Source organism: Paenibacillus yanchengensis (assembly GCF_042684845.1).
Classification (GTDB): domain Bacteria; phylum Bacillota; class Bacilli; order Paenibacillales; family Paenibacillaceae; genus Pristimantibacillus; species Pristimantibacillus yanchengensis.
Window position 1 is genome coordinate 1 of sequence record NZ_JBHUMH010000051.1, and the last position, 14,726, is coordinate 14,726.

The 14,726-nt window shown below is 37.9% G+C and carries 13 protein-coding genes; 3 read left to right on the forward strand and 10 right to left on the reverse strand.

Annotated elements, in window-relative coordinates:
- Positions 1–565: 565 nt before the first annotated feature.
- From ACFSTH_RS13260 to ACFSTH_RS13280, 5 genes are all read right to left on the reverse strand, one after another.
- Positions 566–1,006, reverse strand: a complete 441-nt coding sequence (locus ACFSTH_RS13260; protein ID WP_377769338.1) for an OsmC family protein — start codon at positions 1,004–1,006, stop codon at positions 566–568.
- A 140-nt stretch (positions 1,007–1,146) separates the two neighbouring features.
- Complete coding sequence (locus ACFSTH_RS13265; RefSeq protein ID WP_377769339.1) at positions 1,147–1,449, reverse strand: MTH1187 family thiamine-binding protein; 303 nt, start codon at positions 1,447–1,449, stop codon at positions 1,147–1,149.
- Between the two features lie 250 nt (positions 1,450–1,699).
- Positions 1,700–2,695 carry an inorganic phosphate transporter gene (locus ACFSTH_RS13270; RefSeq protein WP_377769340.1) on the reverse strand — a complete coding sequence of 332 codons (996 nt, stop codon included), beginning with the start codon at positions 2,693–2,695 and terminating at the stop codon, positions 1,700–1,702.
- A 21-nt stretch (positions 2,696–2,716) separates the two neighbouring features.
- Positions 2,717–3,328, reverse strand: coding sequence for a DUF47 domain-containing protein (locus ACFSTH_RS13275; RefSeq protein ID WP_377769341.1), 612 nt, complete (start codon positions 3,326–3,328; stop codon positions 2,717–2,719).
- Positions 3,329–3,665: 337 nt separating this feature from the next.
- Positions 3,666–4,757 carry a DUF3048 domain-containing protein gene (locus ACFSTH_RS13280; RefSeq protein ID WP_377769342.1) on the reverse strand — a complete coding sequence of 364 codons (1,092 nt, stop codon included), beginning with the start codon at positions 4,755–4,757 and terminating at the stop codon, positions 3,666–3,668.
- Between the two features lie 164 nt (positions 4,758–4,921).
- On the opposite strand from ACFSTH_RS13280, the gene ACFSTH_RS13285 reads away from it, so the two are divergent.
- From ACFSTH_RS13285 to ACFSTH_RS13295, 3 genes are read left to right on the forward strand one after another with little or no spacing between them, the layout of a single operon-like run.
- Positions 4,922–6,064, forward strand: a complete 1,143-nt coding sequence (locus ACFSTH_RS13285; protein WP_377769343.1) for a GerAB/ArcD/ProY family transporter — start codon at positions 4,922–4,924, stop codon at positions 6,062–6,064.
- On the forward strand, positions 6,057–7,556 hold the full coding sequence (locus ACFSTH_RS13290; protein WP_377769344.1) for a spore germination protein: 1,500 nt from the start codon (positions 6,057–6,059) through the stop codon (positions 7,554–7,556). The genes ACFSTH_RS13285 and ACFSTH_RS13290 overlap by 8 nt, the downstream gene beginning before the upstream one ends.
- The gene (locus ACFSTH_RS13295; protein WP_377769345.1) at positions 7,553–8,737 is read left to right on the forward strand and encodes a Ger(x)C family spore germination protein; all 1,185 of its coding nucleotides are present in this window, start codon (positions 7,553–7,555) and stop codon (positions 8,735–8,737) included. The genes ACFSTH_RS13290 and ACFSTH_RS13295 overlap by 4 nt, the downstream gene beginning before the upstream one ends.
- Here ACFSTH_RS13295 and ACFSTH_RS13300 read toward each other — a convergent pair whose 3' ends face one another.
- The 5 genes from ACFSTH_RS13300 to ACFSTH_RS13320 all read right to left on the reverse strand — a co-directional run bounded on the left by ACFSTH_RS13300 (position 8,738) and on the right by ACFSTH_RS13320 (position 14,609).
- Positions 8,738–9,559: an alpha/beta hydrolase gene (locus ACFSTH_RS13300; protein ID WP_377769346.1), complete on the reverse strand. Its 822-nt coding sequence runs from the start codon at positions 9,557–9,559 to the stop codon at positions 8,738–8,740.
- Between the two features lie 148 nt (positions 9,560–9,707).
- Complete coding sequence (locus ACFSTH_RS13305; RefSeq protein ID WP_377769347.1) at positions 9,708–11,102, reverse strand: sensor histidine kinase; 1,395 nt, start codon at positions 11,100–11,102, stop codon at positions 9,708–9,710.
- Positions 11,099–11,842, reverse strand: a complete 744-nt coding sequence (locus ACFSTH_RS13310; RefSeq protein ID WP_377769388.1) for a response regulator transcription factor — start codon at positions 11,840–11,842, stop codon at positions 11,099–11,101. The genes ACFSTH_RS13305 and ACFSTH_RS13310 overlap by 4 nt, the downstream gene beginning before the upstream one ends.
- A gap of 21 nt (positions 11,843–11,863) precedes the next feature.
- A complete protein-coding gene (locus ACFSTH_RS13315) occupies positions 11,864–13,366 on the reverse strand; it encodes an FG-GAP repeat domain-containing protein (RefSeq protein ID WP_377769348.1) in 1,503 nt (500 codons plus the stop codon).
- Positions 13,367–13,397: 31 nt separating this feature from the next.
- Positions 13,398–14,609 (reverse strand): polysaccharide deacetylase family protein, encoded by a 1,212-nt coding sequence (locus tag ACFSTH_RS13320; protein ID WP_377769349.1) that lies wholly within the window; start codon positions 14,607–14,609, stop codon positions 13,398–13,400.
- Positions 14,610–14,726: the final 117 nt, after the last annotated feature.

Consider the following 14,726-nt stretch of genomic DNA (forward strand, 5'->3'; position numbering starts at 1 on the left):
CGCCAGCGTTCGTCCTGAGCCAGGATCAAACTCTCCAATAAAAGTTTGTAGCTCATTTCTTGCTGACTTGCTTTGTATTACTTCACTCGTTGTTCAGTTTTCAAAGAACAAATCATTGTTTCGTTTTTGTCTTATTGTTTAACGCCGTTAACGTTTATTTCTTTTTAGCGGCGACTTTTATAATATACCACACTAACCCAGTTGATTGCAAGTCTTTTTTAAAATTCTTTTTAATGTATTGAAAAGCTTCTTAATGTAATACTTGAATTTTATCGAAAAGCAACTCACTAACCTCTCAGGCGAACTTCACTTTAACATAGGATTAACAATATAGTCAATAGATATTACAAAAATTTTGCCTTCCTTCTATATAAATGTTTCAAACCATCCTAATTTCTATCCATTGGGTATAATTTTATTTGTAATCTAACTCCAAAACTACTATTTGAACTAAACAAACCCAAACATTAATATAGCGATAAAATCATATTACGATTTTATCGCTTATAAAGAGGATTGGGGAGCTAAGTTAGATTATATAATGAACGAATATTTCGGAATAAGCTTATACTATTACAATATTATTTAAAACTGTCTTTACAGGTCTGGCAATCGTATCTCCAACCGGACAAGTTTTTTCTACAAACTCGATAAATTTTTCTACTTGTTCACGAGCCGCGTTAGTTTTAATAAATATGTTATAACGAATTTCTAAGTAGCCAGGTGCAACATCCGCTTTATGCATGAATCCGTCGGTGTCTAGATCGCCTTCCAGCTCTACTCGAAAATCCTGTAAATCAATTTCAAACTTTTTCGCGTACACGCGAGCAACAATTGCCTGACAACCACCGAGAGCACATAATACTAATTCTACTGGATTCATCCCTGTATCCGTGCCGCCTAAACTTTTCGGTTCATCTATTGTTACTTCAAAATGACGGGATGTCGCTTTAACTACCATTCCGTTTTGTAGTTGTGTTGTTGCTTTGAATGTTTGTATCGCCATGATTGTTCCCTCCTGATGTGGTGTTACTCTTATTATAGATCAATTAAAAACGAAACATTGTGAATTTAATCACAATGTTTCGTTTTTAATACATTTATTTATTATCATGCTACAGCAACAGCCTTACTATTCATGCCATGCTATTCGAGCAACTTTTGAACGGATTGCATTTTCTGTATGCTAGAACTTGTTTTATCACGTCGATCATCAATTTTAATGGAAGTAGATACCCGCTTCGCTCCACTTGCAAACGGCGCTTCATGAAGTGCCCTGATAGCACCGAATACCGCATCTAAATTCCCTTCAATAATAGTCCCCATAGATGTTAATGTAAAATCGATATCCGTTTGAGCTGCTAAGACACGTTGCATATTGGCAACATACTCACTCAAACTTGTACTTCCCGTACCAATTGGAATAACTGTAATTTCTGCTATAACCATGGTGTATTCTCTCCTTTCTGTTTCTTCTATAATAATATATATCCGGAGATAAAATACTTTCTTTTTTTGTTTTGCTCCATCGCACGAAGATAAATAGTTGTCATCTCTGAAGCGTACTTAAACTACTACTGAGCAAAAGGGATACGACTTAAAAGCACCTTCACCCACTACTCTTTCTATTCTCTCCACTCCTACAATTAAAAAAACACGATGAAGTTTCGCATGAAAACTCATCGTGTTTCTATATTATTTAAAGAAATATTAAATCGATCAACCAGTATACTCCAGCCGCCATAATTACACTAATAGGAATTGTAATAACCCAAGCTACCACAATCCGACCAGCTACTCCCCATTTTACAGCAGCAAAACGTTTAGCACTTCCCACTCCAAGGATGGATGAAGTAATAACATGAGTCGTACTTACTGGTAGACGCAATATTGTCGCTGTTAATATAACTACTGCTGAACCTACATCAGCTGCAAAGCCGTTTACGGGTTCAATTTTAAATATTTTCGTACCCATCGTTTTAATAATTTTCCAACCACCAACAGATGTTCCTAGTGCCATTGCCAGAGCGGCAGATAATTTCACCCATAGCGGTACATCCATCGTATCTTGTACATCAGCAGCAACTAATGCAAAAACAATAATACCCATTGCTTTCTGTGCATCATTCGTACCATGTGAAAAGGATTGGAACATCGCTGTTACAACTTGTCCATAACGAAACCCTTTGTTAACACGATGCGGATTTGCTTTCGCTAGTACTTTTTTCAATATCCACATAATAATAAATCCTGCCGTAAATGCAATCAGCGGAGATATTAACAATGCTTTGAGTATATCAAGAAAGCCACCTGCATTAACTGCTTTGAATCCAGCAGAAGCAATAACAGCACCTGCCAATGAACCAATCAATGCATGAGAGGAGGAGGAAGGAATTCCAAACCACCATGTAATTAAGTTCCAAGCGATCGCAGATATTAGAGCAGCAATAACAATGATCGTTCCATTCTCTAGCTGAGCTGGATCTGCTATGCCGCTTCCGATTGTTTTAGCAACTCCTGTAAACGTAATTGCTCCAAGAAAGTTCATCACTGCTGCCATCAAAATAGCAACACGTGGTTTTAACGCTCTCGTTGATACGCTAGTTGCAATCGCATTAGCTGTATCATGAAATCCATTAATAAAGTCAAATGACAACGCAAAAAAAACAACAATACACAATATTAAAATATCCATAGTTGCAATTCCTACTCTCTATTAGCTATTACGCATAATAATAGACTCGAGCGTATTCGCAACATCTTCACAACAATCAGTTGTTTGCTCCAGTCGCTCGTAAATCTCTTTGCGTTTAATTAGTTCAATAGGATCTGCAACGGATGCGAACAATTGTGTTACACTGACACGTAGCAAGTCGTCTCCTTCATTTTCCAATTGATTAATTGCGATACAATGTTGACGCATAGCTAGCAGTTTTCTTTGAGTAAGTAAGCTGATGGCGCTTTTGATCTCATGAACGGAACGCACCAAAATATCACCAAACTGAATAACGAAGTCATCTTTCTCTTGCACATTGTACATAACAAATCGGGAAGCACTTGCTTCTACTCCATCGAGCACATCATCCAGTGATGTCGTCAGTGCCATAATGTCTTCTCTTTCAATTGGGGTGATGAAAGTTTTATTGAGTTCAATCAAAATGCTATGTGTATATTCATCACATGTGCTTTCGTATTCTTTCATCTTTTTAGCAAACTCATTTACATTTGATAAATCTTTCACGCTTGCCGCAAAATACTCAACAGCTTCTACGATCGTATCAGCCATTTGTTCAAATGTAGAAAAAAACACGTCTTTTTTCTTAAACATGGTAATCCCCTTTGCTTCATTGGATGATGATTGATGTACAATTATATGTAGCCTGGCTACTTTTGCCATATTTAGAGAATTTCATATAGCAATTATAACTGCCATACATAAGTGTACAACCCATTTGTTAACGCAATGTAAACATCTCAAATATTTTGGCGAATAATCTTTACAAAAAGAGATGCAAGCGGTTATTTTCGACACGTTTTGTTCAAAATCGCTACCATTCCTGCTATGGAAATCCATTTTATAACATTATTAACCTAAATTTCTTCATCTATTTACAATTGCTTAACTATTCTTTTACATTACTCTAACATACTTCGACATCCCTTTACTATTCCTTTACAAAATTTATTCCTGCAATATGTTCTAGCAGTTCAGATCGCTTGGGCACAATATGTACTATAGTCTTACCTGGCAGTAATTTAATCTCTTCTCCATCTTTCGTCCATCGAATCATTTCATCAGCGGCTCTTAACCATTCCACTTCCATTGCTTTTCCTTTTTGAATTAATATCGCTTTCCCGCCACTAGTCAAATCGATCTCCAGTCTTCCTTCTCCATCTAATGTCTGGTGATTAGCGTTCATCACAATAAGGTTGCTTGCCACTAATTGTTGTTCATTATTTTTGTCCGTATGTGGTTCATCATTAATAAATCGTTTATATAAGCTAGTAGCTTCGTCATACTCATATCCCACTCGGTAGTTTTTCAATGTAAATATAAAAGAAAATTGCTTCGCTTCTACCGCCTGCAAATAAGTTGGTGCTGTTCCCGCTTCATGAAATAAATAAGCTACTTGCGGTGCATCGTTATGATACCCACGCTTGTCCCTACCTTGGCGCAGCTTTTCTAAATTTGTATACAAATTATGAGGTGCTTTTCGTTCCTTACTTCTCCAATAAAAAGCTCCCGCATTTGAAATTTCATCGAGATAAGGTTTTTTCTGTCGTTGCAAAATAGCATAACCGCCTTGACTTGCACCTGCGTGAGCCATAATTGCTCCATAACTATCTGCTATATCGATTAAATAAGGACGGTTACTACGAACTGGTCCAATCGTTTCTGTTATCGCTGTACTGCTTTGAAATATAGCAACTAATCTTGTAATGCCACCTTCTGCCAATACTTCCCAAATAACATCTGCTTCCGTTAATCCAGACTGCGGTCTTGCTGCAGCAAAGTTATTAACCATTACAGCAATTGGTCGTTCCAGTCGCTCTTCCTCTAAAGCTGCTCCAGTAAATAAAGATGTATAGGGCAGCGGTGTAGGTGTAGGTTCAGGACTTGGAGCTAGCGTAACTACTGATCGCGGCGTTTCCTCTACCTTACTAACTGGGGCCGTCCCTCCTCCGCAAGCGGATAGACTAAGGGAAATAGCAATCATGCTGGCTGTTAATGTTTTTCTAATTCTATAGTCATTCACAGTTTTACCTACTTTCGTTCCATATTTATTACGTTCTATTTAATCATAATTCTACCGTTACGTCTGTAAAAATTTCACACTCTCTGTTATTTTGCTAATAAAATCACCAAAAAAAGTGCATCATATAAGATGACTTTTCCAAACAAAGGTGGTGAAGGTAAACATTGAATCAAAACCAAGGTAATATTACCATTTGGACAGCGTTTTCCGTTTTATTATTAAGTGCAGGGCTTGTCTCTCATGTCATGATTATTCCCGTTATTCTCGATGTTGCAAAGCGTGATGCATGGATCTCCGTTTTGTTCGCTGCTCCTTTCTACATTTTATGGATGCTATTACTTTATTACATTATGAAACAATTAAAAAATAGAAGTTTAGTCGACTGGTTTGAACAAAGTTTCGGAAAGACGGTAGCTGTTATCTTTCGAATAATAGCGATTTGCTTTTTGTTCGCCTCTTGTTTATATACAACTCACGATACTGCTATGTGGACAGTGACTACCTATATGCAAGTGACTCCTTTTTTCGTCCTAGTTCTACTCTTTATTTTAATTGCTTTTTTGATGGCTCTCTCTGGATTTAAAAATATTGCAATGACAGCCAGTATATTGTTACCGACTGTACTTTTTCTAGGCTATTTCGTCATGATTGCTAATTACAAATATAAAGATTACAGCTTATTAAAACCAATGTTTGAATTTGGGATGATGCCCGCCTTCATCGGTTCTGCTTTTGTACTATCCGGTTTTATGGAATCTTGGATATTGTTACTATACCAGCATCAATTACAAAAAAAAATAAAAGCATGGCAAATTATAGCGCTTGCTTTCTTTATGATTAGTATGGCCATTGGTCCAACATTAAGCTCCATCACGGAATTTGGTCCGATGGAAGCAGCGAAACAACGGTATTCCGCCTTTGAACAATGGAAAATTGTCAAACTCGGACTGTTGCTACAGCATATTGACTTTCTTTCGATTTACCAATGGCTATCCGGAGCTTTAGTAAGAGTAGCAACTAGCATCTACTTAATCTCCTCCTTACTTACCTTCAAGTCCAAAAAAATTAATATTACCATTTTGACTATAGTGACCATCTTCGTATTACTACTCGTTACTTATCCGTGGCGAGATGATGTCAGTCTTTTGTTTTTACAACATATTTATGCTCCAGCCTTACTAATATTTGTATCCATACTAACGATCCTTGTAACTATTGCGCTCGTATTTCAACGTAAACAAGGACATCAGAACAACAATCAGCAACATACCCTTGTACAACAGGAGGCGAATGATAGCAATGAGTAACAACGATGAACTTCACAAAAAAACAGATGAGACAATTACAACAAAATTGATTAACGATTGGTTTAAAATGGCGAATGACGTTACTATTTTTCCTCATACCCTTGATAAGCAAGCAGAGCATTCGTCCATCGTTTTCATTTATTCTAACGGGATGATTGACAACAGTTTAATATATAAATTTGTCTTGCCAGAGGTTCATGAGTTGTATCAAGCGACCAATTTTTCTAATGCTTCCGACATGAATGACGCTAATAAAATGTTATGGAAGTTTTATGATACTAAAGGTACAAACATTACTTCTGAATGGATTAGCAATTACATATTTGAAGGTATGTTATTACTTTTTGTACCGCACTTACAAAGCTTTTGGATGATTAATCTAGCTAATGTACCAAAACGCCAACCTACAGACTCCGCTTCAGAGGTTTCTATTCGCGGCTCCAAGGATGGATTTATTGAACATTTAGAAACGAATATTTCGCTTATTCGCAAGCGACTAAAAACAACGAATTTAGCCTGTGAATATTTTGAGATTGGTCAGGAAAGTAAAACAAAAACCGCTCTACTGTACATGTCCGATATTGCAAATCCAGATACAGCAGAACAAATTCGCAGCAAACTAGAAGAAATTACACTGGAAAAGCTAATCTCTACAGGGCAACTGGAAGAATTACTGGCTCCATCCAAATTCGCTATTTTTCCTACTAGTGATTATACAGGGCGAGCTGACTTTGCTGCTCAATGTTTAATGTCAGGTCGATTCATTATTTTGTTAGATAACAACCCTACAGCAATTATCATTCCTGTCAATTTATTTTTATTAATGAAATCACCCGAGGATATGTACTACCCATTGATATCTGTCATGTTCGGACGAATTATTCGTGTTGTCGGACTATGGATTACGATCTTTCTACCTGGATTATATATCGCTTTTACCACTTACCATTCTGATCAAATTCCGTTTACCTTACTAGCAACTATATCGCTCGGAAGGCATGGGCTGCCGATGGAAAGCCCTATAGAAATGTTTTTTATTATGAGTTTAATGGAGCTTTTTCGCGAAGCAGGCATTCGAATGCCAAGCTCCGTTGGTCAAACGTTAACCGTAGTCGGTGGGCTTATTATCGGGGATGCTGCTATTCGAGCGGGGATTGTCTCCCCACTAATGATCGTTATTTCTGCTATAACTGTTGTGTCTGGTGCAACGTTAGTCAATCAATTGCTTACTAGTTCAACGACTCTATTGCGATATACATCATTTTTTCTATCCTCTATCTTTGGCATGTATGGATTTATGTTATCGCTAATTGCTTTTATCGCCTATATGACCAACATTCGTTCCTTTGGTGTATCCTATTTGTCGCCGCTTGCACCACTCAAGCTTTCTGAATTGTTAGCTGGCATACTCAAAGCGCCAATCCAATGGAACAATAAACGTCCTCATGAATTACACAGTAGAAAACCAAGGAGAAAGAAGGATAAAAAATGAACCATTTTCGTACCTTTGCCTCCTCATCAAAAATAAAAAGTTTACTGGTTATACTAATGATCATCCAAATGGTGTTTATAACTGGCTGTTGGAGTAACACAGATTATAACGGTCGTAGTTTCGTAAAAGCACTTGGTATTGATTACGTTGATGGAAAATTTCATTCCTATGCCCAGTTTCTCAGCTTTACTAATATTGCAAAATCAGAATCCGGTGGATCAACAGCAAGTAAACCAGTTACTTGGGTCGGGAAAGGAGTAGATACTTCTTTTTTTAAAGCTACCACCAACTTATACAAAACGACACAAACTTATGTTTTGTGGGGACATGTTACAGCGTTTGTCCTGTCAGAACGAGCATTAAAAGCTCATGGTGGAAAACTGATGGAGATGATAAATCGTCATCCGGAATCGAGATATAATACTTGGATTTATGTTACTAAAGACCCGATTGATGATGTGCTATCAACTAACTCTTTTTTCGAAATGTCTGCCTTGTTTAGCATTCTTCATAATCCAGAACCTAACTACAGACAATATTCCTACTTACCACCAATTACTACTGTTGAATACTTGTCACATTATACGGAACCAGCAGCTACTTCTTACTTGCCATCAATTACTGTGAACAGAGATACTTGGCAACAATCACAAAAAAAATTACCGCTATTAAAATTAAATGGAGCGTACTTTCAAGCAAATGAACACTATAAAGGTTTTTTAACTGAAACACAAATGCAAGGATATCACTGGATGTTAGATTCCACACAGCGCGCCCCTCTGTCCGTCAAAGACGATAATGAATTAATAGCTCAGCTATCGCTTAGTAAACCAAAAGTGAAAATAAAAACAATCATCAATGACGATGATATTACATTTCATATCTCTATTAAATTAAAAGGAGAGCTTTACGAATATTTGGAACCTGTGTCATATGAAAAGCTTGTTACATTAGCTGCCGAGCAAGTAAAGAAAGAAGTACTCTATACGTATAGCGCTGCTTTTAAAAAAGGGATCGATATATATGATTTAGGTTTAGAACTTCGTCATCGCCAGCCCGATCTGTGGCGCAAACTTAGCAACAACAATACTAAGTTGATTATCGATCAAACATCGATTGAAAAAATAGACGTTAAAGTGAACATACCTTATTTTGGAAAATACAAACGCCGCACTACTTAATTAAATACTCCAGTCAAACCACAATTGTTCTTTCGCATCTAATTGCACGAGCCATGCTTTCGTATATTCAATCGCTTCGCTTTGATATGCTTGACTGGAGTACGTATGGTTAGCTTGAAATATAATTTGTTTATCACAAATCCCTTGACTACGCGACCAAAAAACTTTTTGGTAGAGGAAACTGTAATCGACAGGAATATCTTCATCACTTGTACCGTGAACTAACAGTACATCTCCTGTAAATTTAACTGCTGCTTGAAATGGCTGATGCTGCATCAACGATTCAAAAAATGCTGGTTGTAATCGATAACCCATATAATCGGTTTGTCCAGATTTCACTGCTTCATCATAACTATGTCGACCAACAATATTGACTATATCATTAAAAGGATAACCGACTGGTGACCAAAGTACGAGTCGGTTTACTCGTCTATCACGTACACCAGTCATAATAGCTACAGCTGCACCAAGACTATGCCCTAGCAAAGTGATTTTATCCCAATCCACATTTTCAATATCGTGCATATAATCAATGACTGTTCGCGTTTGATGGATCATTTCTTCAAAGCCTAACGCACCGTAATCGCCACTACTTTCTCCACATCCGCCATAATCAAACCGAATAACGTATGCTCCTGTAGCAGCCAATGCGCGAGCAGCCTTCACGAATAAACGATCCACGCCAATGCGACTGCCAATAAATCCATGACAAACAATAATAGCCGGATATTTGCTGTTATCCTCCTGTGTAGTCACTTTGGGATAATGTAATGTAGCGGTTAATTGCAGTTCGTCATGTCGAATAATTAATGATTTTTCCATCAGTACTCCTCCACCTAACTTATTATCAACGATCGTTGCTTCTATTCGTCTGTATTATAATTTATTATTCCTATGTGTTTACTATGATTAATTCACATAATAACACCACTACTCACTTACTGTCAATTCCGTTCTTCTTAAACTGACATTATAGGTGTAGTGGCAATGATAACGTCACGACTGTACCCGCTCCTAATTCAGATTCAATTTGTAGCGTACCGCCATGCAACTCCATAATTTCTTTACTAATGGCAAGCCCCAATCCCGATCCACTATGAGTTGTATTTCCTTTGTAAAACTTTTCAGTAATATGCGACATATGTTCGGCTGCAATACCTTTTCCATTATCAGCAATCATCACGACAGCACTATTCGTTTTTATCATCGTAGTTATCCGAATACTACCGCCACTGTCTGTAAATTTAAAAGCATTGTCCATTACATTAATTAATACTTGTTTAAAGCGATTGTAGTCAAGTGGAACGATAATGGGCGAAAGTGCCAATTGTGCAACCATCCCAATTTTCATTTGTTCTTCCCGTACAATAAATTGGTTCATCGTTGCCGTAACGATCATATTCAAATCAACCATATCTGTATTCAACTGCAATGATTGCGAAGATAACTTTGAAAAATCAAGTAAATCTTCTACTAGCCCCGACAATCGTTTTGTTTCATTAGCTATAATTTGAAGACCGGTTTTCATCTCATCTGCTTGTAGCTCTTGATCATCATCAGCAAGCGTAACACTCCACCCTTTTATCGATGTTAACGGTGTACGCAATTCATGAGAAATAGACGAAATAAAATCATTTTTCATTTTTTCACGTTTATTTAATTCATCCATCATCATATTAAACGCAACAGATAGTTGGCTAATCTCATCCTTGCCATAAACTGTCGCTCTTGTTGTCCAATCACCAGTAGTCATTTGCTTAGTTGCTCTCGTTAGCTGATGGAGTGGCTTCACAATCTTTCTAGCAAAAAACAAACTGACAAATAAAAATAACAATATAACGATTATTCCAATAAATATAACTTTTTGGACTTGATGCTGTAATATTTGATCTACATTTTTTAACGAAGAAGAATATCGTAGCAAAGATACAATTCGCACTTCATTTTTTACCGGAACGGTGACGGAAATAACTCGCTCCTGAAAATACGGATCAACTCCACGCCAGCTACTTACTTGTCCCGCTAACGCTTCTTTTACATCCTCTGTTTCATACTTATGTTGATTAGCAAGTCCGTTCGAGTCCATCTGCAATTCCCCAGAAGGCTGTAGCAGTTGTATCGTTGTAGCTCCACGATCTGCCGCCATAAACTGCAACATATAGTTGGCTTGCTGCGTGAGATCTTGTTCCGCTAATATTCGTCCATGGACTGTCAAGGCAGATTCCGCTCGCTGCTTCATCACACTTTGCGTACTTCCGTAATAGTAATTCCATAGTGTCGTAATAAACAAACCACCAATAACCGCCACAACAAGTAAAATAAGTACCAAATAGCTTAATACCATTTTCGTTTGTAAACTTTTCAACGCCGTTCCCTCCGCCGCCAACGATAGCCATAGCCCCATATCGTTTCAATAATCATCGGCTCTGATGGATCATCTTCAATTTTTTGTCGAAGTCTTCGTATATTGACATCAACGACCTTTAAATCACCTGTGTAATATTTGCCCCATATTTCCGTCAATATAAAATCACGACTAACATTTTCTTCTGCTCGTTCCAATAGTAATTTTACTAACATCCATTCTGTCGGAGTTAATATAATTTCTTGCTCTCGTTTCCAAAAGCGATGCTCAAGTAGCGACAACCGAAATATACCACTATCCAATACCAATTTATTATTAGTTGTTGATCCATTAGTTGGAGTTTGAAGCTGCTCCATATCATTATTTGTCTGTACTGGTGCTAAACGACGCTTCAATGATTTAATCCGTGCAATTAATTCGCCAGGACTAAACGGTTTTTGAATATAGTCATCCGCTCCCAGCTCCAAGCCATAGATTTTATCTTCTTCTTGTGATTTAGCAGTGAGCATAATAATGCCCATCTGTGGATATAAGGCTCGCAACTGCTCGCATACTTCAAAGCCACTAATTGTTGGTAACATCACATCAAGCAAAGCAATATCAAAAGGTCCTTCTTGAGCCGCCAACATAAGTGCCGCTTCACCGGTTTCTGCTTCGATTACTTCCATCTGATTACGTCGCAAATTAATTCGCACAAATCCTCGGATCGATTCTTCATCTTCCAACAATAAAATACGCATCATCGTATTATCCATTTGCTGTTACTCCCTATATAACGGTTGAAAAAACTGTTCAGCTGATTGCAGCTGTTCTTTCATTTTCATATACACCGCTTGTTTTTCTGAAGATAGATCGTTACTTATAGCCAATGAAGCTGGCATCATCGCAAATATATTCCCACTATCACGCCACACAATCGTAAACTCCGCCTCCTGCTTGCTTCGTTCATCGACTAACCATTTATGCCATTTTTGTTGTTCTACTGCATAGACGGTCGCTAACAAGTAGCGTACTTTATTTTCCTTATCCCAATAAAAAAGCTCAAACAATTGCTTCTCTTCTCGTTCTGTAAAATCAATCGTATAGTGGTCGCTCCAAGTAGCCGGTATATTGATCGCCACATTGTAGCGATAATCATTTATTTGCTCTTGAATAATATGAAATGACTCTCGTCCGTCCCATTGCAACCATTTACTGATGTAGGTCGTTTCAGCATAGGATTTGTCGACACTATCTGGAGCCGCAACTCGCCATTCCAGTTCCAATATTCCATCTTCATTCATATCTCTACTAAAAGCAGATGATTCATTAAATCCATCCGCCATTTGTTTAGGAATAATTGCTTGAAGCTTATCTCCTGTAAACAAATACATTGTACTTAATGTTCCATGTGCTCCAACGGATGCTTCTACAATAACCCCTTGCCTCGCTCGTGCAATATTTCCTATTTGTAAAACAGTATAGTCATTTACTTCACTATTTAATGTCGTTGTTGCTAATGGTATTAGTTGCTGTTGTTGCGCTGACCAGCCATAAACAACAAGCTGATAGACTTCACTCTGTGCATGATCTTCTTGTTTCTTTTTAGTAATTAAAGCAAGCTGCATCGTTCTCTCCGATATTAATTCTGGAGCAGATCCTGCACCATTACTAAAGGTTTCGTTTAGTGCCGTCATATGGTATTCATAAGTTGCCAATGGTTGTAGTTGCATTTCCAACTCACTATCATCTGGTTTCGTTTGCTCTGACTCTGTTATAGAATACAACTCCAACAAACCATTTCTTTCATCATCAATGATCCAACCAACTAACAATTCTTTCGTACCATCTTGGTCAATATCCACTATTTGTAGCCAATCCAGCTCTGATGCCAGTGAAGCACGAATCCGTGTAAATACATACCATTGTTCGTTCGGCAGTTGTTTCCATATTAATATTTCTGGCTGACGATATTGATCTTGGTATGAGACGATTACTTCATCCGTTTGATCGTTATCGAGATCTACATACTGAATTGCTCCCTGCTGATTCGCCCGTTGTGGTAATATAAGTGTACTATTTATCGGCAATTGTTTCGTAATCGCTTCGATAACAGCCGCTTGCTCTGCTGCTATCGCTGGCTGCTCTAATATATCGACTGGCGTAGAGGTAAAGCTGCTACACCCTGCTAAATATAATCCACAACTAGCCCATAAAAAAAGAAGAACCGTCCGAATAACGGACGGCTGGTGTCGGCTACTCTGCTGTAACTCATGCCATTGCAAAATAGCACTCCTCCTTCTATCGCAAAGTATATTAATCAAATAATTCCTCTGTTGTGACGAATGTAAAGCCAAGCTTCTGTAAATCATCAATAACATCTGCTAGCATATCTACTGTGTTCTGAATATGTTTACCACCGAATGAGTGCATTAATATAATTCCACGATCTTTTGTTTGTGTTCGGATCATTTCACGCATTTCTTTAATCGATGTTCCTGCCCAGTCTCTCGTATCCACCGTCCAAGCAACATGCGTCCGATCATTTTGCTTAAACATCTCGCGTACAGTTTTGTTCAAAGCTCCATAAGGCGCTCTAATCTCATTAGGATAAAAACCTACAGCAGCTTTTATAAGCTGATCATTTTTTTCAATTTCCTCTTGTAATTGTTTTTTACTTAATTTTGTAAAATCTTTATGACTTAAAGAATGATTACCAAGCGCATGCCCTTCATCAACTATTCGTTTCATAATATCATGATGCTTTGACACTTGTGTACCAACTACGTAAAACGTCGCCGGCACCCCTTTCTCTTGTAGTATATCCAAAATTGCTGGAGTATACTTCGTATCTGGACCATCATCGAAAGTTAATGCAACAACTTTTTTATCTGATGGTTGTTTCCCATCCACTGTTGGCTTATCCTTGCCAATAGTACCGGCTGTTTCACTACCCTTCGTTCCAGTACCTTTCCCATCAGGATTAGGTTTGGTAGAAGATTGGTTTGAATCAGTAGGATTAGGGCTAGGTGACTCAGCAGTTCCTGTGGAATTTTCTTCATTCCCCTTTGTACCGCTGTTTGTCGCTCCTTCATTTGGCTCTGTCGTTTGTTCGGTGTTATCTGTTTCTTGCCCATTATTACTTTGTTCTGAACTGTTCGAATTTCCGTTTGATTCACTACCATTCGTTTGCTTGCCTGCATTGTCCCCATCATCGTTGTCACCCTGATTGCTTCCTGACTGCCCATTACTAGAGGGTGAGCTTGTTGATGACGGCTCATCTACATGATGACCAGTTGATGGACGATCTCCATCCTTTTGTTCACCATTACCATTTGCTCCATGACCAGATACCGACCCGATTACATTGCCTTTACCATCTACTTGACTTCCTTGTTGAAACTTTTCCGTTTCCATCGTATTGCCAAACGTTCCATTAAGCGCACAACCACTAACAAGTACAATTAATAAAAATAATGTCATAATTACTACTGCCAATATTCGCCGTCGTTCTCTTCTTACTTCCACTTGCATCACCTTCTTATCATTGCTGTTACCTCTATTGTATCGCATAGTTATATTGATAGAGTTACAAAAAAGTAACATCCATTATAAAGTTGTAAATAGTTCATTCGACATATCGAT

What these genes read in the sequence shown, in the direction of transcription:
- ACFSTH_RS13270 (WP_377769340.1), bottom strand. Translation starts at nt 2,695, where the DNA reads ATGGATATTTTAATATTGTGTATTGTTGTTTTTTTTGCGTTGTCATTT.
- ACFSTH_RS13295 (WP_377769345.1), top strand. Translation starts at nt 7,553, where the DNA reads ATGAACCATTTTCGTACCTTTGCCTCCTCATCAAAAATAAAAAGTTTA.
- ACFSTH_RS13290 (WP_377769344.1), top strand. Translation starts at nt 6,057, where the DNA reads ATGAGTAACAACGATGAACTTCACAAAAAAACAGATGAGACAATTACA.
- ACFSTH_RS13300 (WP_377769346.1), bottom strand. Translation starts at nt 9,559, where the DNA reads ATGGAAAAATCATTAATTATTCGACATGACGAACTGCAATTAACCGCT.
- ACFSTH_RS13310 (WP_377769388.1), bottom strand. Translation starts at nt 11,842, where the DNA reads ATGCGTATTTTATTGTTGGAAGATGAAGAATCGATCCGAGGATTTGTG.
- ACFSTH_RS13265 (WP_377769339.1), bottom strand. Translation starts at nt 1,449, where the DNA reads ATGGTTATAGCAGAAATTACAGTTATTCCAATTGGTACGGGAAGTACA.
- ACFSTH_RS13260 (WP_377769338.1), bottom strand. Translation starts at nt 1,006, where the DNA reads ATGGCGATACAAACATTCAAAGCAACAACACAACTACAAAACGGAATG.
- ACFSTH_RS13275 (WP_377769341.1), bottom strand. Translation starts at nt 3,328, where the DNA reads ATGTTTAAGAAAAAAGACGTGTTTTTTTCTACATTTGAACAAATGGCT.